This is a genomic window from Marinifilum flexuosum, from assembly GCF_003610555.1.
GTDB lineage: Bacteria > Bacteroidota > Bacteroidia > Bacteroidales > Marinifilaceae > Marinifilum > Marinifilum flexuosum.
In genome coordinates this window covers 707,795-728,118 of the sequence record NZ_RAPQ01000009.1, presented here as the reverse complement: position 1 = coordinate 728,118, position 20,324 = coordinate 707,795, and the positions used below count along the sequence as shown (strand labels likewise).

Genomic DNA, 20,324 nt, shown 5'->3' with positions numbered 1-20,324 from the left:
ATTATTGAGATGAGAAGAGTATTTCAAACAGTTTTAAGTTTATTGTTGCTTGCTGGAATTTTGGTTTCATGCCAGAATAAACCTGCAGCAAATAAAGTAGCAGAGGAAAAGAAGGCGGAAAAGCCTGTTGAGTGGAGTAGAAATGCTAACATTTACGAGGTAAACATTCGTCAGTACACTCCCGAAGGAACCATTAATGCTTTTGTTGAGCACATGCCACGATTGAAAGAAATGGGCGTTGATATTCTTTGGTTAATGCCAGTTTATCCTATTTCTGAAAAGAATCGTAAGGGAAGTATGGGTAGCTATTATGCGGTTAAGGATTACCGTGCAGTTAACCCTGAGTTTGGTACATTGGAAGATCTACAGAACCTTGTGAATAAAGCTCACGAAATGGGAATGAAAGTAATTCTTGACTGGGTTGCAAATCACACAGGTTGGGATAATGTAATCATGGAAGAGCATAAAGATTGGTATACTCAGAATGAGAAAGGTGAAATTGTAATTCCTGAAGGAACAGATTGGAGCGATACTGCTGATTTGAACTACGATAATGAAGATATGCGTAAGTACATGATCGGATCGTTGAAGTTTTGGATTGAAAATGCAAATGTAGATGGATTCCGTTGTGATGTTGCAGGTATGGTTCCAACTGAATTTTGGGAAAAAGCACGTGTTGAATTAGATGCAGTAAAGCCTGTGTTTATGTTGGCTGAAGATGGTGGGCATGAGCTTTTAGAGAACGCATTTGATATGGGTTATGGATGGGATTTCCACCATATTATGAATGACGTTGCCAAAGGTGAAAAGAACGCCAATGATATGGAAGCATACTTCCACAAGATTGATACTGTTTTTCCTGCAGACTCTTACATAATGAACTTTACTACCAACCACGATGAAAACTCATGGAATGGTACTACAGAAGAGAGAATGGGAGAAGGAGCGAAGACTTTTGCTGTATTAACTTTCACTATGCCAGGAATGCCATTGATTTATAGTGGTCAGGAAGCAGGTTTGAACCACCGATTGAAATTCTTCGAGAAAGATGAGATCAATTGGTCTAATCTTGAAATGACAACGTTCTATAAAGAATTAATTGCTCTAAAGAAAAATAATAAGGCACTTCAGAATGGAGTGAAAGGTGGCAAATTGGTTCGCATTCCTTCTGATCAGAACGAGAAAGTTTTTGCTTTCTCGCGTGAAGCTGAAGGAAACAAAGTACTTGTGATTTTGAATTTGAGCAAGGAAGCTACCAAAGCGACTCTTGATATGGGTGCAAATGCAGGAAACTATGCTTGCTACAAAGATGGTAACAAGCACGATTTAGCTGCTAAACTTGAGGTTGAATTAAAACCTTGGGAATACAGAGTATATGTAAAGTAAACTAGATTTCCGAATTTCGGAAACCGATATCCCAATGATAGCCGCTCTTTTTAGGGCGGCTTTCTTATTTTAAAAAAGAGGAAGGCTAAGTCATAAGGTTTTTAATTAGTAATGGTTTTATCTAATAAAAATGCAGACAAGTCCAGTTTTATTATACAAACTGTATGGTTTCGAAATAGGTTCAATATTATCTGCCTATTTTCCATTCAGTCGGCATTCTGAGGAGGTAAATTGCTTGTACGATCTGCCAATTTGATGTTACGATCTCACACTTTTATCATTCCAATTGATAATTCATGCTTACGATCTGCCAGCCCATCACTATAATAAGCGATTCCCGCACTATTTCCTGATAAGCCTACCATACGATCTATTCATCCCGACTTATTTTCTAAGATATTAAGCTTACGATTTGTTAAGTCAGGCTTATTAGTTGCCAAACCCTTCGGGTTTGTTAATATCTAAGGCGGGAATGGCAGGTCGTAAGGCGGGTTTTCCAGAAAATAGCACGGGGTTGGCAGATCGTAAGGCAAGATTGACAACTCGTAAGCCTGAGTTGTCAGGAAATAGCACGGGGGCGGCAGGTTCTAAGGGTGGATCAGCAACTAATAAGGTAGGGCTGGCAGATCCTAAGGCAGGAATGTCAACTCGTAAGCCTGAGTTATCAGAAAATAAGCATGGCTTGGCAGATCGTAAGCGATGCACTTTGGTTCATAGTTTATTTATAGCACATTAGCAGACATAGCAAATGAAAATTTATAGAATAGATTTCTGCTCAAGTACATTAATAACCATATTTTTGTAGTTGCGACCAATGGGAATCAATTTATCTCCAATTTCAATATTACTTGAAGTATAGCTTTGTATTTTATGAATTGATGCAATAAACGATCGGTGTATTCTTAAAAAGGATGATTCCGGCAGTTTCTCCTCAATATTACTGATGGTATTTAGCGTTACAATTTCTTGCCCATTTTCCATGTAAATGGAAACATAGTTACGCAAACTTTCGATGTATTGTATTTCGTGCAGAAAAACTTTTACCATTCGCTTCTCCGATTTCACAAAAATAAAAGGTTGTTCAGAGGTTATTTCCTCCTTTTTTTCAGGAATCAGGAACTGGGGTTGATTGATTTTGAAATATCTATTGATGGCTTTAATAAACCTTTCGAAGGGAATTGGTTTGATCAGGTAGTCTAGTGCTTCCAATTCGTAGCTCTCCAAAGCAAATTCCGAATAGGCAGTAGTGAAAATTACAGTAGGCGGGTTCGACAGGTTCCTAAGAAGCTGAATGCCCGTTAATCCTGGCATCTGTATGTCCAGAAACAGCAGATCGATTTGCTTGCTGTTTAGAATAGACAGAGCTTCCACGGCGCTTTTGCATTTGCCTTCCAGCTGCAAATAATCAATGCGATTGATGTACTCTTCAATCACATCAAGAGCCAAATCTTCATCATCAACAATTAAGCACTTTACCTTCATTACAGTTCTAAATTTAAGTGAACACTATAGGATTCCTCCGTTACCTCTATTTTTAATTCATGACGCTCGGGGTAGATTAATGATAACCTTCTTTTTACATTTTGCAAGCCTATGCCACCCACTATAGAATCCTGATCGGAACTGGATGAGGGCAGGCTGTTTTCAATTTTTAAAATCAGGTTGTTTTGTTTGATCCCCAATTCTATGGTAATCCAGGCGGTGCCATCGAAACCTTTGGTGCTGTGTTTGCATGCATTCTCAATAAAGGGAAGAATCAACATGGGTGCAACGCGGTTGCCTCCCAAATCGCCCCAAATGTTAAGGCTAAGATCAATTCTATTGCCATATCTGATTTTTTCCAGATCGAGATAGCTTTTTATGCTGTTGATTTCCTTTTGCAGATCTACCCTGGCCGAATTGGTTTCGTAGAGCATGTACCGCAGTAGGTCCGATAGTTTCAGCACCACATCAAGCGATTGGTCCGACTTTTTAAGGATCAAAGAATACAGGCTGTTCAGGGTGTTGAAAAGAAAATGAGGTTGAACCTGATTTTTCAGAAAGGACAGCTCAGCTTCCAATTTCTCCTTGGCCAGTATCTGCTCGTTTTGCTGCACTTTCCCGATGTATTCCATCAGCTTTACCGTCATGGGAAGGGCCAGTACTGCTCCCAGGTTAACGGCACTTCTGACCAATTGCGAGAAGGAAAAAGTAGGTGCCTTTTCCCACATGGGAAAAAAGTAATCGATAATAATCAGATTGTCGGTAATCCTTTGCAGGGACGCCGAGATGGCAATTAAGAGGATAAAAAAGAAAAGAAAATGCCAGATTTTCCCCTTGTAGAGGAAAGTGGGATACAGGAGGTAGATAACCGAATAAACCAGTAAAATCTTTACAGGCAGGTTGACCAGTTCTACATAGATGGTCTTCAAATAGTTGGCATCGTAACTTCCCCAGGCATAGGCAAAGAACAAGATGAACACCACCCAGAAGGTGAGGTGCTGCACCCAGCGATTGTTTACAATCCTGGCCAGTATACTGTTTTCTGTAGCAATGATTTGCATAATCGATAAGCTGAATTCTCTAAACTACATATGTAAGGGAATTTACATCCATTTGCAAGCATTTTAATCTGCAATTGGCTCGGGCAGGACAGAAAACCGTTTTCCAGGGACAAAAAGCCGATGTGGAAATATTTGTTTGCCTTGGCGGGATATTTTGCAGAGTGTAGCTGTCATCCTGCCGTCGGTCAATATTATTAGTAGCTCTTATTTGGTGATTATAATTTGGCCGAAAAGATTACTAACTGTTCATGCATTCATTTTTGCTTCATCTGCTGAAGAGGAGATTTTTCCGGAGAATGGGAATCATTAAAAAAATGAATGCATAAGCTCTGAATACTTGTTTTGATATGTACCTAAAGCGAATTGTTTTATTAACACACCTTTTATGTGTCTTTTTCTTTGCAGAGGCACAAGCCACTCGAAAAACCTTTGTGACGGCTCGTTGCGAACAGGCTCCCCGAATTGATGCCCGTTTAAACGATGAAGCCTGGAAAAATGCACCTTTTGTGGAGGACTTTATTCAGCAAAGCCCTGTGAACGGGGGAAAACCCAGCGAGCGTAGCCATGTAAAAGTGCTTTACGATGACAATGCTCTCTATGTGGGCGCCATGCTCTACGACTCGGCTCCCGACAGCATACTTACCGAATACGGACCACGAGATTCTGGCGATCAGCTCAATGCCGACCTGTTTTCCATTGAGATCAACCCCTGGAATGACGGGCGCACGGCCATGGAGTTCATGGTTTCTGCTTCGGGCATACAGATGGACTCGCACAATACCATCTCGGCGATGAATAAAAGCTGGAATGCCGTTTGGGACAGCCACATCAGAATCACCGAAGAGGGGTGGATTGTGGAGATGCGAATTCCTTACTCGGCTCTTCGTTTTCCCAAAACAGAAGTGCAGGTGTGGGAAATGAATTTCTTTCGCCTGATTAAAAGGAAGAATGAAGGAATCACCTGGAATTTTGTAGACAAAGACATTGTGGGATGGCTGAACCAGGCAGGAGAACTGCATGGAATCAAAGGAGTGGAACCCAAAACAAGGCTTTCCTTCAGCCCCTATGTATCGTCCTATGTAAGCAGAAATAGCGATACCCACGAGAATTCATGGTCGGTAAAAGGGGGAATGGATGTAAAGTACGGGATCAACGAAAGTTTCACACTCGACATGATGTTGATTCCTGACTTTGGACAGGTGCAATCCGACGATCAGGAGCTGAACCTAACCCCTTTCGAAACCTTCTACGACGAGAAACGCTCTTTCTTTACCGAGGGAACCGAAATCTTTAATAAGGGCGATATCTTTTACTCTCGCCGTTTGGGAGGAGAGCCAGTCAACCGAGGAAAGGTTGCTGAATCACTGGAAGAGAATGAAGTGATCACGGAAAATCCCAATGATACCCGTTTGATTAATGCCGTAAAATTATCGGGAAGAACCAACAAAGGGCTGGGAATTGGCTTTATCAATGCCGTGAACTCAAAGACCTATGCGCACATTAAGGATACGCTTAAGCAAACCACCAGAAATTACCTAACTCAGGGTGTTGCCAACTACAACATGATTGTATTGGATCAGTCCCTGGGCAATCAGTCCTATGTGAGTTTTGCCAATACGCACATGATTCACCCTCACGATGATTACAGATCGATGGTGAGTGCCACAGAGTTTAAGCTTACCAATTCATCGGGGAGTTATGCCGTTTCGGGGAATGCAGCTCTAAGTCAGAACAAAGAGTTGGGATCCAGTAATAACGGCCTTCGTTACAAGGTACAGTTGTCGCGCATCAAGGGGAAATTTCAGTTCGATTTGATTCATTCGGCAATCGATCATCGTTTCGATCCCAATGCCATGGGATATCTCGAAAAGAATAACGAACAAAGCAATGTGGCAGTCTTTAAATACAACAATTATAAGCCTTTCGGCAATATCAATGAGTTTACCAACCAGATGAGTATTACCCACAACAGTTTGTATCATCCCAATCGTTTTTCGAAGTTGGAGATCTACTGGCAAAGCAGGTTGGTGTTTCAGAACTATTCAGCCCTGGCATTGGAGTGGAGTTTGACCCCTGTTCCCAAATACGATTTTTACGAGCCACGTGTGGAGGGTAGAAAGTATAAAGAGCCTACCGATTACTGGCTTCGTTTGACACATGATACCGACCACCGAAAGGCTTTGGCCCTGAACACGCGAGTGGCCTTTTGGAAGGGAAGAACCTTTGGGAAAGCCAGCTATTGGTTGGAGTTGACTCCGCAGCTACGAATCAGCGACAAGCTCTTGCTGAAACACTATTTCTATTATGAGCTGAACAAGAACAGCCTGGGCTTTGCCAGTTACCAGCAGGAAACGGGGAATGTTTATTTCGTGAACCGCGATATCAATACACTTGCCAACACCTTTGAGGCCAGGTGGATCTTTACTCAAAAGTCGTCCTTGAGTTTAAGGGCTAGACATTACTGGTCGGAAGTGGAATACAAAGAGAGTTACCTGTTGGAGAAGGATGGATCTATGGGCGACCAGTCGGAGTATGAAAATCACAACCATATTAATTACAATGCCCTGAATGTAGATATGATTTACACCTGGGAGTTTGCCCCTGGCAGTGAATTGTCTTTGGCCTGGAAGAACAATGTGCAGGCCAACGATTCCCGAATCGACAGGAATTACTGGGAGAACTTCTCAAATATGCTTGGCAAGAATCAAATCAACAGTCTTTCGCTACGCTTGAGATACTATATCGATTATCACAAATTGAAGAAGGTTTTGTAGCTCAAATGCCACAAGTGTCGTTTTATGAGTACAAAATGCAGAATATCAAGGACAGATAACTTTGGACAAAATGCTGTGTTATATGTACTTTTGAAATAGCCATTTACGGAAATAATTTGTTTTAAATCACCAGGCTTTGTTACTTGAACATTGAATTCAAAAAAGATTAGCATGAGAAATATACTTTTACTGTGTATCGTATCCTTTGCTTTCGTTGCACAATCGCAGAATATGAATAAAGAAATTACGACCATTCATAAGTATCTCGATTTTGAATCGAAGAATGTTAGCGTCAGAACCATTGAGGTTTTGCTGCCTGCTAACTATGATGCGAACAAGAAGTATCCAGTGCTCTACATGCACGACGGACAAATGCTTTTCGATGCCACCATTACCTGGAACAAGCAGGAGTGGGGTGTTGATGAGGTAGTAAAGCAGTTGATTAAGGAGAACAGAATAAGGCCTGTAATTGTTGTGGGTGTTTGGTTTGGCGACAGGTATGCCGAGTACATGCCCAACAAACCACGAGAGATTGAAACGGTGGAACGTACCGACGATAGATTCAAAGGTGAGATTGTTTCGGACCAATACCTGAAGTTTTTGGTTGAAGAGCTGAAGCCTTTCATCGATGACAAGTACAATACTCTAAAAGGAGTTGAAGATACTTTTATTCTGGGCTCGAGCATGGGAGGACTGATAAGCTGTTATGCCATTTCGGAGTATCCACATGTGTTTGGTGGAGCTGCCTGCATGTCGACACACTGGCCTGCCCTGGAAGGAGTATTCCTGGGATATGTGGAGAAGAACTTACCTGATCCGGCATCTCACAAAATCTACTTTGACTATGGGACGGAAACCTTGGATTCACTGTATCAGCCTTACCAGGAAAAGGTAGATGTGATGATGAAAAAGAGAGGATACAGACAGGATAAAAACTGGATGACCCGAAAGTTTGAAGGTGCCAAGCACGATGAAAATGCCTGGAGAGACAGGTTGCATATTCCATTGGAGTTTATGCTTGGGAAGAAAGAATAATGTAAAACATCAAATTTATATAGATATGAAAAGAATACTATTGGCTCTAATCACAGTATTGTTTTTAGGGAACATTGCAGAGGCTGCAAAATACAAGATTGATCACCTGGAACCTGCGTTTTGGTGGGCAGGAATGAAAAATCCGAAACTACAGCTTTTGGTGCATGGGGAAAATATTGCAGACCTTAAACCTGAATTGAATTACGAAGGGGTAAGCATCGCAAAGGTTAGCTTTGTGGAGAATCCGAACTATCTATTCGTAGACCTTAACTTGAGTGAAGAGGTGAAAGCAGGAAGTTTTGATATCCTTTTCAAAAGAGGCAAGAAGACCGTTTTGAAATACAACTACCAGTTGTTGCAACGTCAGGAAGGTTCAGCAGAGCGAGCAAGTTTTACTCCTGCCGATGTCATGTACCTGATTACTCCAGACCGCTTTGCCAATGGAAATCCTGTTAATGATAACGTGAAGGGCTTAAGTGAGCAAGCTAACAGAAGCAACTCCAATGGTCGTCATGGTGGCGATATCCAGGGAATGATTGATCATTTGGATTACATCTCAGATATGGGCTTTACAGCCATCTGGATCAATCCTTTGTTGGAAAACAACCAGCCTGAATATTCATATCATGGTTACTCAACTACCGATTACTACAAGATTGACGGACGTTACGGAACCAACGAAGAGTATCGCAAGCTGTCGCAAATGGGTAAAGAAAAAGGGGTTGGCATCATTATGGATGTGATTTTGAACCACTGCGGATCGGAGCACTGGTGGATGAAAGATGTACCTTCAAAAGACTGGATCAATAACGGAGGAGAATTTACAAGCTGTTCTCACAAGCGAACTACCGTTCAGGACAGATATGCATCAAAAGAGGACTTGAAACAATTTGCCGATGGTTGGTTTGTGCAAAGCATGCCTGATTTGAACCAGCGCAATGAATTCATGGCAAACTACCTGATTCAAAATTCAATTTGGTGGGTTGAGTATGCCGAGCTTTATGGTATTCGTGTAGATACCTATCCATATTCCGATGCAGCCTTTTTGAGTGAGTGGACTGAAAGATTGTTGGAAGAATATCCAAACCTGAACATCGTAGGTGAGGAGTGGAGTACCAATCCGGCTATCGTTTCGTACTGGCAAAAAGGAAAGGTAAATCACGATGGTTATGTGTCGAACTTGCCAAGTTTAATGGATTTCCCATTGCAGAATGCCCTTAAGGAAGGTTTGGTACAGGAAGATACCTGGGGAACAGGTCTGATTAAGTTGTACGAGATGTTGTCGAATGACTTCTTGTATGCTGATCCGGGTAATCTGGTAATATTCCCAGACAATCATGATATGGCTCGAATTTTTGATCAATTAGAGAGAGATTACGATTTGTATAAAATGGCAATGATATATACACTTACCATGCGTGGAATACCTCAAATTTATTATGGAACTGAAATTTTAGCCAAGAGTGATGCAGGAGGCGATCATGGAAAGCTACGAACTGATTTTCCAGGCGGATGGAAAGGCGATAAGGTAAATGCCTTTACCGGAGAAGGTTTGAGTACTAAGGAGAAGGATGCACAGGATTTCATGAAGAAATTGATGAATTGGAGAAAGAACAATGAAATCATTCACAATGGGAAATTGATGCACTTTGCACCTGAAAATGGAGTGTACACCTACTTTAGATATTCCGATGAGGGAAAAGTGATGGTAATTCTGAATAAGGGTAAAGAAAAAGCACATTTGTTTACCGGTAGATTCCATGAGATGATCAGCAAAGAATCCAAAGCAAAAGATATTTTTACAGGAAAGTCTTTTGAGTTGAAGGATGGCATTGACTTGCCGGCACGCTCAGTGATGGTTTTGGAGATAAATTAGAAATAGAAGTTAGAATAGAGGAATCCCCCAGCATGAATTTGTTGGGGGATTTTTTTTAGATTCCAATGTATAATATTTTTTAATTTTGGCTGTTTAATACAACAAACCTTCATAAAATACTGCTTGTATGCATCATTCATTTCAATTGGAACTCAATTTTTTTTCTTTAATAGATATTCTGACTGCATCAATGACTTTTATGTTGGGAGTATTGTTTTTATTGTCAAAATCTGAGAATAAAAAAGCAAATGTATACCTGGCGGCAATGCTTTGCTGTTTGGGTTGTGAGGTGCTGGATGTACTAACAGAATCCATAGTCAACGAGAATATCATTCTATTGCAAACTTCCTTATTTACCATTCCTTTTTTACTGCTCTACATTCACCAGACCATGAACAGTGCCATTAAGCTTTGGTATGTATTTCTATTTGGAGCAGGAATCATTCAGAATATTATATTTTATCTGGGAGTAGACGTGCATGAATTCATTTATATCGAGTACCTGTTTAATCTTAGCATTTTAGTGCTGATTTTATTCGTTATCCGAAAACACCGCGAAATGGTTAACAATTTTTATTCAGATTTGGAGTACAAATCCTTGCATTGGATAAAGGCTATTGTTTATGTCTTTTTTACTTTTCATGTGCTATGGATTTTGGAAGATATTGTAGCAATTCAAAATGATTTGATTCCAGATTACTTTGCAACCATATCCAGTATTTTAACTTTTTTCATGGTGTTTTGGATTGGACACAATGGATTTTCACAATCAGAAACTTTTAAGCAGCGATTGTTTTTCAGGAATGAAAAAGAGGTGAAAATTGAGAATGCAGAAAAGTTAAAAACAGCCCAAACGGATTATGAGAATTTGTGTCAACATATCAAGGAGCAAAAGCTGTTTGCCAATCCCAAACTAAATTTAAGAGTGTTGTCAGAATCGGTAAAAATGAACGAAAAAGAGATCTCACGTTTGATAAATCAGCAGTCCAATCAGAATTTTTACCAGTTGATAAACCATTTTAGGATAGAAGAGTTCAAAATCCTTCTGAACTCTCCAAAAGCATCTCAGTTGACCTTGTTAGGACTTGCTGAAGAAGCTGGATTTAACTCAAAATCTACCTTTTATAAAACATTTAAATCGCAAGAAGGAATAACTCCCAAGCAGTACGAAATGCTTCTAAAAAAGTCCGAATAGACGCAGCGGGATACTTTTGATTTCATAAAAATTAAAAATGAGCGTTCATTTGATAACCGATTTTTTCAGATCGGTGTGAAGTTTAATTTAAAAATGAAATTTATGAAGCAGTTAATTTCGATGGTAGTATTAGGATCTATTTTATTGGTAACGGCATGTATATCCTGTTCAAGTGATGATGACGATATCAAGACCAATACAGTTGATGAAGGAAATGATAGCAACTTTAAAATTGTAGCGAACAATGATAAAGGGTTTTCTGGACTTAATCGAAAAGTTGAGGTTTTTGGCATACCTATTTATGCTGTGCCTAATGTGAAAGATTCGAAACTATTGCACGCGGCAAATGTAATGGCTCAATATTTAGATAACGATGAGGATGGAAAGGTTGACAATCAATTGGTGCTTGATAAAATGAAAGAAAACAAAGCATTTCTATTCATGTGGGCTTCAGAATCGGATATGGAAACCGTAAAGATGCCTGACGACGCGGCAGGACAAGATTTGGGTAATGATGAAACCAATCCTGATTTTGTAAAAAATGGCAGAAAGGGAGAGTTTGATGCTTCATTGGAAGAGGTATGGCACTTGATCAATTTTGCTGGTCACTGTAAGGTTTATCCTGAGGTTTTTGGTTTGGAAGAAGGTACTGCATTAGCAGAAGCTATGGATGTTGCACGTGGAGGGAAGTTTCTGGAAATTCCTCAAAACTATCCGGAAGGAGCTTGGTATACTTACGATGATAAAACCTGTAGTTATGCCGATTGCCAAACCGTAGAGTATTTTTATTGGGCAATGTCATCTATTTTAGGAGCACAGGAAAATAGAGCCGCAGAAATTGGACACGAATGGAAATTGCATACCAAAAAATTGGTAGAAGAAAAAGATCCTGATATTTATTCATTGCTTACCGATACGAAATACAAATTCCCTACAGTTTTACCTGACGGAACTTATATGCATTAATACTTCTGAGCTTGAAGTTAATTTCATCAATAGTAGTTGGCCTCTGTATTAATTTACAGAGGCTTGTTGTTTGCGAACATACCTTTATGTAAATTGACATTCGAAATAAGAATGATGAATTCGAAAAGTAAAAAATATATTTATGGATTCTACCAATTTAAGGGAGGCATTAAGAGACTATATTAAAAAGTTTATTCACTTATCGGAAGAGGAGTTTGAATTGCTTTGCGATTTATTTAGTTATCGCAAATTGGAAAAGAGAGAGCATTTGATAAAAGCTCAAGAACGCTGTGATAGAATTATATTTACAGCCAATGGGTATTTTAGGTTTTATCATTGGAATGATAAAGGAATCGAAATAACAAGTGATTTTTATTTTGTTCCTTCATACACAAGCTTTTTGACAGGAGATCCATCATTAGTAAATGTGCAGGCTATGGAGTCGATGGAGGTTTTGGAAATCTCCAAATCAGATTTGGAAAAGTTGTATGTAAAATCAAGAAATATTGAAACTCTGGCGAGAAAATTAGCAGAGATGATTGCCATAAATTCCGAAAGGCACCTTTTTCTTTTGCTTGGGCAAACAGCAGAAACACGGTACAAGGAATTAATGGAGAAATATCCACAATATATCCAATCCATCCCTTTGCAGTATATTGCTTCATATCTTGGAATTACCAAAGAGTCATTAAGTCGCATCAGAAAATCCATTCATTGATTTTTTTAACAATTGTCAAATATATTCGATTTTCATCGCGCTAGTTTTGCTTCCAAAATGTAAATGGTAAAACTTACGATGATGAAACGAATTGCTTTATTTATTGGCTTACTTTTGGCAGTGGGAGCATTGAATCAATTGGCTGCCCAAAAAACGTCCTCAAAAAACAAATGTACCATTGGTACCGAACTAGATCTATTCCCATATGTTTCGAACGGTTATTATGCCTCTGCATGGCTTGGTTTGGATGATCAGCAAGTGCGCTTTAGATCTATTGTAGCAAAATCGGAATTGCCGGATTTCATGCTTGATGATGAGTTCAATCGCAATACCCTGAAGGCTTATGCTGTAGTTGTCGACTACTTTTTTAAACCAAATTACAAAGGAGCCTGGCTTGGAAGTGGTTTTGAATACTGGGATGGAGAGCTTGAAGACCAGTTGAAAAATAAATCGGGATACCATGCCTGGGTATATACATTAGGAGCAGGCTATGTATGGAAAATTTGGGACAATCTGTATGTTAATCCATGGATAGCTGGTCATCTTCGAATTGCAGGCAGCAAGGAAGTTCGGGTGGGAAAGGAATTGTACAAGCCAGATCGTTTCACGCCTGAAATATCTATCAAGTTAGGCTATCATTTTTAAAGAAAGGGAGAATATACTCTCCCTACTTCTTATCCTTTTTTCCTTTTGTTTTTTCTTCTTTCGAATCGGTTTTTAGCTTTTTGGTATTCCTTGGCAATACCTCTTCAGGGAATGGGAACAGAATGGTTGAGTTCTTCTCTGATGCAATATTAGCCAGAGTTTGATAAAGTCTAAGTTTGATTGCAGAAGGGGATTTATCAATTAACTTACCAGCCGATAATAGGTTTTGGGCAGCTTCCTCTTCAGCCAGGGCAAGAATAACACGAGCCCTGCGTGAACGCTCAGCTTCAGCCTGGTTGGCCATCATTCTTCGCATATTCTCAGGCAACTGAATGTCTTTAATCTTCACATCAATAATCACAATTCCCCATTCCTGGGTTTCCTTTTCAACAATGGTTTTGATGTTTTTGCCCATCTCTTCCCTTTTGGATAGGATGGTATCCAGTTCCACCTTACCGCAAACATCGCGCAAAGCTGCCTGAGCCAATTGCATAATGGCAAATTTGTATTCTTCCACTTCCAGAACCGCCTTCTCGGGATCATCAATTTTAAAGAAAACCACTCCATCGATGCTACAAGGAACATTATCCTCGGTCATTACCTCCTGCGAATCGATATTGATGGTGATCACACGTATATCAACAATATTAACCGTTTCTACAATGGGAATGATCCATCGGAATCCTGGATTAAGGATCTTAATGTACTTTCCGAATCGGAATTTTAAGGCTCTTTTGTATTCGAAAATAATTCTGACGCCTGCAAAAAAGAATACTACAACTGCCGAAAATAAAATCAGTAAAATGTCCATGAGAAATGTTTTTAAAGTTGAATGGGTGAGTAGAAGCATGGTTCAGAAGTGCTCTAAAGAATGGTATTATTCAATGCGGATCGGCCTTTTAATAAATTTACGAAATAACTAAGCTTGACACAAAAGTTTATGAGAATCATAAGATTACATTTGGTAAGCTGTTTTTTGTTTCGTAGCTTCAGTTTAAAATATTGTTATACAGGATCATGAAAAATCTACAAAAAGTAATAGAACATTACATTCAGGCCTATAATCAGTTCGATATTGAAGGAATGCTTATGGATTTACACGAAGATGTAGTTTTTGAGAACATTTCAGAAGGGATTTTGACTTTGCGAACAGAAGGAATCGATGAATTTCATACTCAGGCTGAAAAAGCCATGAATTGTTTTAACCAGCGAGAACAAGTTATCAAGAATTGGGACATTCAACTGGATAAAGTGGTGATTGATATCGAGTATAAGGCCACTTTAGCCACCGATCTTCCCAATGGAATGAAGCAAGGTGATATCCTACAGATTTCTGGAAAATCTGAGTTTGTTTTCGAAGAGGATAAAATTATTCGGATCGTAGATGAAGCATAAAGAGTTGGATCAAAACGAGTAGATTTGTAGCCTGCTTATTTCAAATTATTCAAATCAATGACTTCCTATTCATATCGTCCTAATTCTCCATTGAATCAATATGTTGATTTAATTTGGGTGGGTAAAGCTTCCAATCTTCAATTGGAGGCCAGTCATCATGCGGCAATGTTTACCGAATTGATCTTCAACTATGGAGATACTTTCCAGGTGGAAGGACAGAATATTGAGAATTATGTAGGTACGAATAATCATCAAATTATATCAGGCTTAAAAACAGAACCTTTTCAGACCAAAGTATCGGGTGTTTACGGAAATGTAGGATTAATTCTGAAGCCATTTTGTTACGGAATGCTCATCGAGAAGTTTGGAAGCAAGGCCATGGAGCAGATTTCTGAAATTCTGTACAACCATTTGTTTGCAGTAAATGAACCCAACTATCAACTTGTAGAACAAAAACTCTTGCCTCTTTTTCGAAACAAAGCAATTGATGCTGATTTGGTGAAGTTTGAAAACTATCTGTCAAGTAATGTTTTGAGCAAAGGATCACTCGGCGATTTTAATCTCTCCATTTCCATCTCACAGAAAAGTTTTATTCAAAAGTTCAAAAAGAATTACCTGTTAACACCCGGCGAATATGTGAAATTAAAGCAGGTGAATCATGCTATTCATTTGTTGCAGAACAACAATGCCGAAAAGTTGATTCAGATTGGTTTAGATGCTGGTTTCTACGATCAGTCACATTTTATTAGGGTATTCAAAAAGTTCTGTGGCTTAAGCCCAAAGCAATTCGTAAAATCCTTGAAAAAGGAATAGGGTAAATTTTGTACAATTTTTTCATTTAGATTAGTGAGACTTTTGCAGTGAATTTTAATACAAATACAAAATGAAGCAGAACCTGGTTTTTATAGCGCAGAGTTTAGATGGATACATTGCAGATCGCAACGGAGGTTTAGGATGGTTAGAGATGGTACCAAATCCTGAGAAATTGGATATGGGGTATATGCCTACCATAGAAAGGATAGATGCCCTAGTTATGGGGCGAAACACATTCGATACGGTTTGTAGTTTTGGCATTGATTGGCCTTACACAAAGCCGGTTTTTGTAATCTCTAACTCGATGATCGAAGTGCCGAAAAAGTACAAAGGTAAAATTGAATTGGTAATAGGAAGCCTGAATGAAATTCTGGAAAGCATTCATGCAAAAGGCTACGAAAGCTTATATATAGATGGAGGAAAAACCATTCAATCTTTCTTAAAAGAGGATTTAATTGATGAGCTGATTGTAACAACGATCCCAATTCTCTTAGGCGAGGGAGCTTCTCTGTTTGGAAACCTGCCAAAGGAACAAGAGTATGAGCTTGTGGAATCGAAAGTTTACCTCGATCAGCTTGTACAAAGTGCTTACAAACGCAAAAAATAATTTATCATTTTCCAATTGCATCTTTTGTCTATCCATTCCGACATATATCATAGGATATGAGAATAAACTCCTATCAAAATCATTAAAATGGATAGACGAAAAGCATTAAAAATGGCGGCAGGAGCTGCATTGGGAGGTAGTGTTGGTTTTTGGGGAATTCAGAAACTATCGGAACCCGATTATTTAAGTGAGCAAGAGGCCAAACCACTAACTCCTGTTGCCAATGAATTGGATTGGAAATACCACAGCTTGGATCCTCAAGTTACTGCAGAATTGGCTTATCAGAAATACAAAGATGGTGGCTGTATGTACTCCTGTTTTTTGAGTATTATCAAGCAATTGGCTGACGCTTATGGCGAACCGTACGCATCTTTTCCCTTGCATAGCATGAGATACGGACATGGAGGAATTAGTGGTTATGGTAGCATTTGCGGAACGCTAAATGGAGCAGCGGCGGCAATATCTTTATTTGTTCCCGAAAAGGAGAATCGAGATAAAATGATTACTGGCCTGTTTCGATGGTACGAGGAGCAATTTCTACCCGTGTTTATTCCCAAAGCACCCCTTGTAGATGCGGATATTGTATTGTCGCAAGCCAATTCTGTATTGTGCCATGCTTCGGTTACCAACTGGACAAAGGTTTCGGGGATTAAGGTAAGCGACAAAGTGAGAATTGAAAGGTGCAGAAGGCTAACGGCCGATGTGGCAGAAAAAACGGTAGACATATTGAACCAGTTTTTCGAGGGAGATTATATGGCTGCCGATCCTCATAATGCAACTACAAGAACTTGCTTAACTTGTCATGGTAGCCATGGGAAGCTCGATAATACCAGTGGCGATATGAACTGTACCTCATGTCATAGCAAATCCGTTGCTCATAGTGTTTTTGCGAAGCCGCATTATAAGGTGATGAAATAAAACTTAATTCGTGCTTTTAAAGCCGAAAAAAAGAAGCTTCGCCACCTATTTTCAGGTTGGCGGAGCTTTGTGCTTATTTATTAATGGCAAAGTCTGCACAAAAGCTTGATATCTAAATTTTAGCTTGGTATCTTACAGATTAATTAACAAAAGTAAGACTATGCCTTTATTTAAATCATCACTTGAAAAAAGATTGTGGCTATACGTACTGTTGGTATGGCTAGCCATTTTAACCAGTTTGATATTCGGATATCCATTGCTGCAAAAGCTAGGCGCCGAAAATATGGAGGCTCTTATTTTTATTCTGTGCATGATTATTATTGGTACTACAGTTATTTTGCACACCTTTCGTCGAGCCAAAGAAAAGAACGATACCGTTACCGTACTAGGCATATTGGCAGTATTCATGATGCTATTTCTACGCCTCGGATTGGCCGAGCGTTCTCACCTGATAGAATATTCGGTGCTTACCGTTTTTATTCACCGTGCCATGCTCGAACGATACAAGAACAAGTACAAAGGTTTTACAATTGCCCTATTAACATTGCTGCTTTCTTTTTTAATTGGAGTGTTCGACGAATGTGTGCAGGTGTTTATTCCACGCCGAGTGTTCGATATGGCCGACTTTCTTTTTAATGGTTTGGCTGCAGGTATGGCCATTGGTGCCAGCTTGCTGTGGCAATGGATCCGAAAGAAAACGGCTTTGCGTCAATCTCGACCGAAACGTTAACAGGATTTCTCCATCTTATTTCCTAAACAATTCTTTTGTTAAGCTGAGTTTGTTTTGTAATTTGTAGATTCAAAATCATCATAGACAAAAACTTACAAAATGAAAACTTTAAGAATCATCATTACAAGCATCTTGTTGCTGAGCCTATTGGGATGTGATAAAAGTGGGTCAGAGGATTTAAATAATGTAGACGTTGATAGATATGTGGAACTTTTAAAAGAAGGCAAATACGATGCACTTAAATTGCCTGAATTCACGAATAATGATATTCCCGCTCTTTTAGCATATCGAAATGATACTCAAATGATCAAAGACTTCCCTGTAAACATCATTTCATCATATTATCATGAAGAATGTAAATTGGGAATATACATTTTGTGGACTATTGAATCAATTCGTGCTATTGCCATAGATAGTTATTATCTTATTGATGGTTTTCCATCACAAAATCCAATTTTACAAGTAACGGAGGAGAATTCTGATATTCCACGTATGGTTTTTGATGCTGAATCGCATGAGATTGCAGCAAAGGCATATTTTGATTGGTGGGAAGAGAATAAAGAAAAAGACTTCGATGAATTTAAAGATATTAATCCATTGTTGGAGACAGAATACCTTTGGCATTAGAAAAATACAGTTGAAATAGAGTAATTCAAATTTATGAGTCACTCTTTTGTTTTATAGTTTCATAAGTGGAAAAATCTGAATGAAATTTATTTCTATGTTGAGCTTTATTATGACCAATAAATAACCAATGATAAAATTCTTTAGAACAATTAGACAAAAACTACTTTCTGAAAATAAATTCAGTAAGTATTTGATTTATGCAATTGGAGAAATTGTACTTGTTGTTATAGGTATCTTGATTGCCCTACAGATAAACAAGTGGAATGAAAACAAGAAAAATAAAAAAGTAGAAATAGTATATCTAAAGGGCATTGAAAACAATATCGGAACTGATATTAGTGAACTAAAATTGCACTTTGCAAATGATACCTTAAAATTAAATGCCTATACATATTTAATAAAAGCACTTAATTCTGGAGTCAAAAAATCACAGTATCGAAACATTATATCAAATGCATATATTGTTGGTAAGGATAATTGGTTTGAAGGACAAAATGTTGTATTTGAAGATATGAAATCTTCAGGTAAACTTGGCTTAATACAAAATGATTCTATAAAATATGCCATTCAAGATTACTATAGATTTTTTGGAGAAGTTATAAAGCAAGAAGATGTAAGCAATTACAATATCCGTAAAATTAGAGATAGAAATTCTCAATTCGTGAATATTAGTTCCTATTTGGAACCTCTCTTTCCCAAACAATGGAATGGAAAAACAGGACCTCCAAATGTTTCTTTTATGGAAAAATCTAATTTTAGTGAGGTAGGGCCAAAAATGATGGACAACTTTAGTGAAATGAAAGTAAATCAGTTTAATTCCCATAGATCAAGAATAAAGTTGTATGAAAAAGCTAAGGTGTTAAAAATCATGCTTGAAAACTATTTAATAGTGAATGAGAATTCATAAAATCTTACGCACGAAATAGAATTAAAAACATCTTTATATAAAAACAAAGTTATGAAACAGCTAAAGTTAGTTTTGATTCTGCTTTTAGTTACATTCTTAGGATGTAATGATGAGGATATGTCTCAATTAGAAACGAATATTGATTACATTGAAATTGCAAAAAGTGCATTATATGGCAATGGAGAGGAAGGAATTTCTCAATCAAATATGGTAATTCGTAATGAAACCGATTGGGAAAAATTAAAGAATCAAATGGATTCATATAATGATGTCACTGATAATTTCAATGAAACAGATATTGATTTCGATGCCAATATATTAATTGCGGTGTTTTTAGAAATCAAAAGGAATGGTTATGAAGTAAATATTAAAAAGGTTACTCAAACAGAAAATATAGTAAGTGTTTCTACAACAGAAAATGCTTTTATGTCTTCAGTTATCTGTCAGCCATTCTGCATTATAAAAATACCGAAAACAGAAAAAAATATAACTTTTGAATAAAACTACAAACTGCATATTACAGTAAAGGTGCAGTAGTATACCAACCGCTACATTTCATAAAAACCTACAATCATGAAACCAACCATCAAAATATTCGGAATCCTATTAATATTGGCAGGAGTATCGCTGATTTTTGTTCCTGAAATCATCTTTGACTTTTTGGATAGCAATAAGGAGGAGTTTTGGGTTTATATAGTAGCCATAGTAGTTCGCTTGGTGTTGGGTGCCATACTAATTCTATCGGCCAAGCAGTCAAGACATCCGTTAGCCATTAAAATAATAGGCGGTATGTTTGTGCTTGCTGCGCTCATCTTTTTGTTTATGGGCCAGCAAAACTTGCAGGAGTTCATTGCCACTGTGCTTACTGTATTTACGCCTTACGCTCCATTTGTAGGATTGGTGAGCATTGCCTTTGGCAGCTTTTTTATTTATTCCTTTTCTGGGCGTATCCGTAAAAAGTAATTTCCTTAAACCAATATCTTGTATTTGGCTCGTAAAGCCATCTGGCCGACAAAATGTAACGTACGAGTCTGGTATGCTCTGTCTGGTCAAAAAATCGGTTGTACGAAGCTCGTACAGCATTTCCGGCTAACCAAATGTAGTGTGCGAGTTGGATACGTTCCATTTTGTGAAACAAATTGCTTGTACGAATCTGGTATGCTTTGTCCGGTCAAAAAAAAGTGTTATA

At 38.4% G+C, this 20,324-nt stretch carries 21 protein-coding genes; 18 read left to right on the top strand and 3 right to left on the bottom strand.

Annotated elements, in window-relative coordinates; all coding sequences use genetic code 11:
- Positions 1-9 precede the first annotated feature (9 nt).
- Both BXY64_RS13020 and BXY64_RS13015 read left to right on the top strand, forming a co-directional pair.
- Positions 10-1,386, top strand: a complete 1,377-nt coding sequence (locus tag BXY64_RS13020) for an alpha-amylase family glycosyl hydrolase (RefSeq protein ID WP_120240416.1) — start codon at positions 10-12, stop codon at positions 1,384-1,386.
- Between the two features lie 451 nt (positions 1,387-1,837).
- Positions 1,838-2,122 (top strand): hypothetical protein, encoded by a 285-nt coding sequence (locus tag BXY64_RS13015; RefSeq protein WP_147375990.1) that lies wholly within the window; start codon positions 1,838-1,840, stop codon positions 2,120-2,122.
- A gap of 20 nt (positions 2,123-2,142) precedes the next feature.
- On the opposite strand, the gene BXY64_RS13010 is transcribed toward BXY64_RS13015, so the two are convergent.
- Complete coding sequence (locus BXY64_RS13010; protein WP_120240414.1) at positions 2,143-2,868, bottom strand: LytR/AlgR family response regulator transcription factor; 726 nt, start codon at positions 2,866-2,868, stop codon at positions 2,143-2,145.
- On the bottom strand, positions 2,868-3,929 hold the full coding sequence (locus BXY64_RS13005; RefSeq protein WP_120240413.1) for a sensor histidine kinase: 1,062 nt from the start codon (positions 3,927-3,929) through the stop codon (positions 2,868-2,870). Before BXY64_RS13005 ends, BXY64_RS13010 begins: the two co-directional genes overlap by 1 nt.
- A 347-nt stretch (positions 3,930-4,276) precedes the next feature.
- On the opposite strand from BXY64_RS13005, the gene BXY64_RS13000 reads away from it, so the two are divergent.
- The 7 genes from BXY64_RS13000 to BXY64_RS12965 all read left to right on the top strand — a co-directional run bounded on the left by BXY64_RS13000 (position 4,277) and on the right by BXY64_RS12965 (position 13,138).
- Complete coding sequence (locus BXY64_RS13000) at positions 4,277-6,703, top strand: DUF5916 domain-containing protein (protein WP_120240412.1); 2,427 nt, start codon at positions 4,277-4,279, stop codon at positions 6,701-6,703.
- A 171-nt stretch (positions 6,704-6,874) separates the two neighbouring features.
- The gene (locus tag BXY64_RS12990; protein ID WP_120240410.1) at positions 6,875-7,738 is read left to right on the top strand and encodes an alpha/beta hydrolase; all 864 of its coding nucleotides are present in this window, start codon (positions 6,875-6,877) and stop codon (positions 7,736-7,738) included.
- Between the two features lie 25 nt (positions 7,739-7,763).
- Positions 7,764-9,614, top strand: a complete 1,851-nt coding sequence (locus tag BXY64_RS12985; RefSeq protein WP_120240409.1) for a glycoside hydrolase family 13 protein — start codon at positions 7,764-7,766, stop codon at positions 9,612-9,614.
- A gap of 127 nt (positions 9,615-9,741) precedes the next feature.
- On the top strand, positions 9,742-10,809 hold the full coding sequence (locus tag BXY64_RS12980; protein WP_120240408.1) for a helix-turn-helix domain-containing protein: 1,068 nt from the start codon (positions 9,742-9,744) through the stop codon (positions 10,807-10,809).
- A gap of 102 nt (positions 10,810-10,911) precedes the next feature.
- Positions 10,912-11,775, top strand: coding sequence for a hypothetical protein (locus BXY64_RS12975; protein WP_147375989.1), 864 nt, complete (start codon positions 10,912-10,914; stop codon positions 11,773-11,775).
- A gap of 142 nt (positions 11,776-11,917) precedes the next feature.
- A complete protein-coding gene (locus BXY64_RS12970) occupies positions 11,918-12,493 on the top strand; it encodes a Crp/Fnr family transcriptional regulator (protein ID WP_120240406.1) in 576 nt (191 codons plus the stop codon).
- Between the two features lie 81 nt (positions 12,494-12,574).
- On the top strand, positions 12,575-13,138 hold the full coding sequence (locus BXY64_RS12965; RefSeq protein ID WP_147375988.1) for a hypothetical protein: 564 nt from the start codon (positions 12,575-12,577) through the stop codon (positions 13,136-13,138).
- Positions 13,139-13,160: 22 nt separating this feature from the next.
- Here the strand turns inward: BXY64_RS12965 and BXY64_RS12960 are convergent, their stop codons facing one another.
- The gene (locus tag BXY64_RS12960; RefSeq protein ID WP_120240404.1) at positions 13,161-13,949 is read right to left on the bottom strand and encodes a slipin family protein; all 789 of its coding nucleotides are present in this window, start codon (positions 13,947-13,949) and stop codon (positions 13,161-13,163) included.
- A 206-nt stretch (positions 13,950-14,155) separates the two neighbouring features.
- Between BXY64_RS12960 and BXY64_RS12955 the strand changes: the two genes are divergently transcribed.
- The 9 genes from BXY64_RS12955 (at position 14,156) to BXY64_RS12915 (ending at position 20,098) form a co-directional block, all read left to right on the top strand.
- The gene (locus BXY64_RS12955; protein WP_120240403.1) at positions 14,156-14,533 is read left to right on the top strand and encodes a nuclear transport factor 2 family protein; all 378 of its coding nucleotides are present in this window, start codon (positions 14,156-14,158) and stop codon (positions 14,531-14,533) included.
- Between the two features lie 57 nt (positions 14,534-14,590).
- Entirely contained in the window at positions 14,591-15,346 is a 756-nt protein-coding gene (locus BXY64_RS12950; RefSeq protein WP_110360848.1) for a helix-turn-helix domain-containing protein, read from the top strand.
- A gap of 70 nt (positions 15,347-15,416) precedes the next feature.
- Complete coding sequence (locus BXY64_RS12945) at positions 15,417-15,953, top strand: dihydrofolate reductase family protein (protein ID WP_120240402.1); 537 nt, start codon at positions 15,417-15,419, stop codon at positions 15,951-15,953.
- Between the two features lie 87 nt (positions 15,954-16,040).
- Positions 16,041-16,871, top strand: coding sequence for a C-GCAxxG-C-C family (seleno)protein (locus BXY64_RS12940; RefSeq protein WP_120240401.1), 831 nt, complete (start codon positions 16,041-16,043; stop codon positions 16,869-16,871).
- 160 nt (positions 16,872-17,031) lie between these two features.
- A complete protein-coding gene (locus BXY64_RS12935) occupies positions 17,032-17,601 on the top strand; it encodes a VanZ family protein (RefSeq protein ID WP_120240400.1) in 570 nt (189 codons plus the stop codon).
- Between the two features lie 99 nt (positions 17,602-17,700).
- Positions 17,701-18,228, top strand: a complete 528-nt coding sequence (locus tag BXY64_RS12930) for a DUF4943 family protein (protein WP_120240399.1) — start codon at positions 17,701-17,703, stop codon at positions 18,226-18,228.
- Between the two features lie 127 nt (positions 18,229-18,355).
- Positions 18,356-19,135: a DUF6090 family protein gene (locus tag BXY64_RS12925; protein ID WP_120240398.1), complete on the top strand. Its 780-nt coding sequence runs from the start codon at positions 18,356-18,358 to the stop codon at positions 19,133-19,135.
- A gap of 51 nt (positions 19,136-19,186) precedes the next feature.
- Positions 19,187-19,636, top strand: a complete 450-nt coding sequence (locus BXY64_RS12920; RefSeq protein WP_120240397.1) for a protease complex subunit PrcB family protein — start codon at positions 19,187-19,189, stop codon at positions 19,634-19,636.
- 72 nt (positions 19,637-19,708) lie between these two features.
- Positions 19,709-20,098, top strand: a complete 390-nt coding sequence (locus BXY64_RS12915) for a hypothetical protein (protein ID WP_120240396.1) — start codon at positions 19,709-19,711, stop codon at positions 20,096-20,098.
- Positions 20,099-20,324 lie beyond the last annotated feature (226 nt).

Coding starts and splice junctions, on each gene's coding strand:
- BXY64_RS13020 (WP_120240416.1), top strand. CDS start 10: ATGAGAAGAGTATTTCAAACAGTTTTAAGTTTATTGTTGCTTGCTGGA.
- BXY64_RS13010 (WP_120240414.1), bottom strand. CDS start 2,868: ATGAAGGTAAAGTGCTTAATTGTTGATGATGAAGATTTGGCTCTTGAT.
- BXY64_RS13005 (WP_120240413.1), bottom strand. CDS start 3,929: ATGCAAATCATTGCTACAGAAAACAGTATACTGGCCAGGATTGTAAAC.
- BXY64_RS13000 (WP_120240412.1), top strand. CDS start 4,277: ATGTACCTAAAGCGAATTGTTTTATTAACACACCTTTTATGTGTCTTT.
- BXY64_RS12990 (WP_120240410.1), top strand. CDS start 6,875: ATGAGAAATATACTTTTACTGTGTATCGTATCCTTTGCTTTCGTTGCA.
- BXY64_RS12985 (WP_120240409.1), top strand. CDS start 7,764: ATGAAAAGAATACTATTGGCTCTAATCACAGTATTGTTTTTAGGGAAC.
- BXY64_RS12980 (WP_120240408.1), top strand. CDS start 9,742: ATGCATCATTCATTTCAATTGGAACTCAATTTTTTTTCTTTAATAGAT.
- BXY64_RS12975 (WP_147375989.1), top strand. CDS start 10,912: ATGAAGCAGTTAATTTCGATGGTAGTATTAGGATCTATTTTATTGGTA.
- BXY64_RS12970 (WP_120240406.1), top strand. CDS start 11,918: ATGGATTCTACCAATTTAAGGGAGGCATTAAGAGACTATATTAAAAAG.
- BXY64_RS12965 (WP_147375988.1), top strand. CDS start 12,575: ATGAAACGAATTGCTTTATTTATTGGCTTACTTTTGGCAGTGGGAGCA.
- BXY64_RS12960 (WP_120240404.1), bottom strand. CDS start 13,949: ATGGACATTTTACTGATTTTATTTTCGGCAGTTGTAGTATTCTTTTTT.
- BXY64_RS12955 (WP_120240403.1), top strand. CDS start 14,156: ATGAAAAATCTACAAAAAGTAATAGAACATTACATTCAGGCCTATAAT.
- BXY64_RS12950 (WP_110360848.1), top strand. CDS start 14,591: ATGACTTCCTATTCATATCGTCCTAATTCTCCATTGAATCAATATGTT.
- BXY64_RS12945 (WP_120240402.1), top strand. CDS start 15,417: ATGAAGCAGAACCTGGTTTTTATAGCGCAGAGTTTAGATGGATACATT.
- BXY64_RS12940 (WP_120240401.1), top strand. CDS start 16,041: ATGGATAGACGAAAAGCATTAAAAATGGCGGCAGGAGCTGCATTGGGA.
- BXY64_RS12935 (WP_120240400.1), top strand. CDS start 17,032: ATGCCTTTATTTAAATCATCACTTGAAAAAAGATTGTGGCTATACGTA.
- BXY64_RS12930 (WP_120240399.1), top strand. CDS start 17,701: ATGAAAACTTTAAGAATCATCATTACAAGCATCTTGTTGCTGAGCCTA.
- BXY64_RS12925 (WP_120240398.1), top strand. CDS start 18,356: ATGATAAAATTCTTTAGAACAATTAGACAAAAACTACTTTCTGAAAAT.
- BXY64_RS12920 (WP_120240397.1), top strand. CDS start 19,187: ATGAAACAGCTAAAGTTAGTTTTGATTCTGCTTTTAGTTACATTCTTA.
- BXY64_RS12915 (WP_120240396.1), top strand. CDS start 19,709: ATGAAACCAACCATCAAAATATTCGGAATCCTATTAATATTGGCAGGA.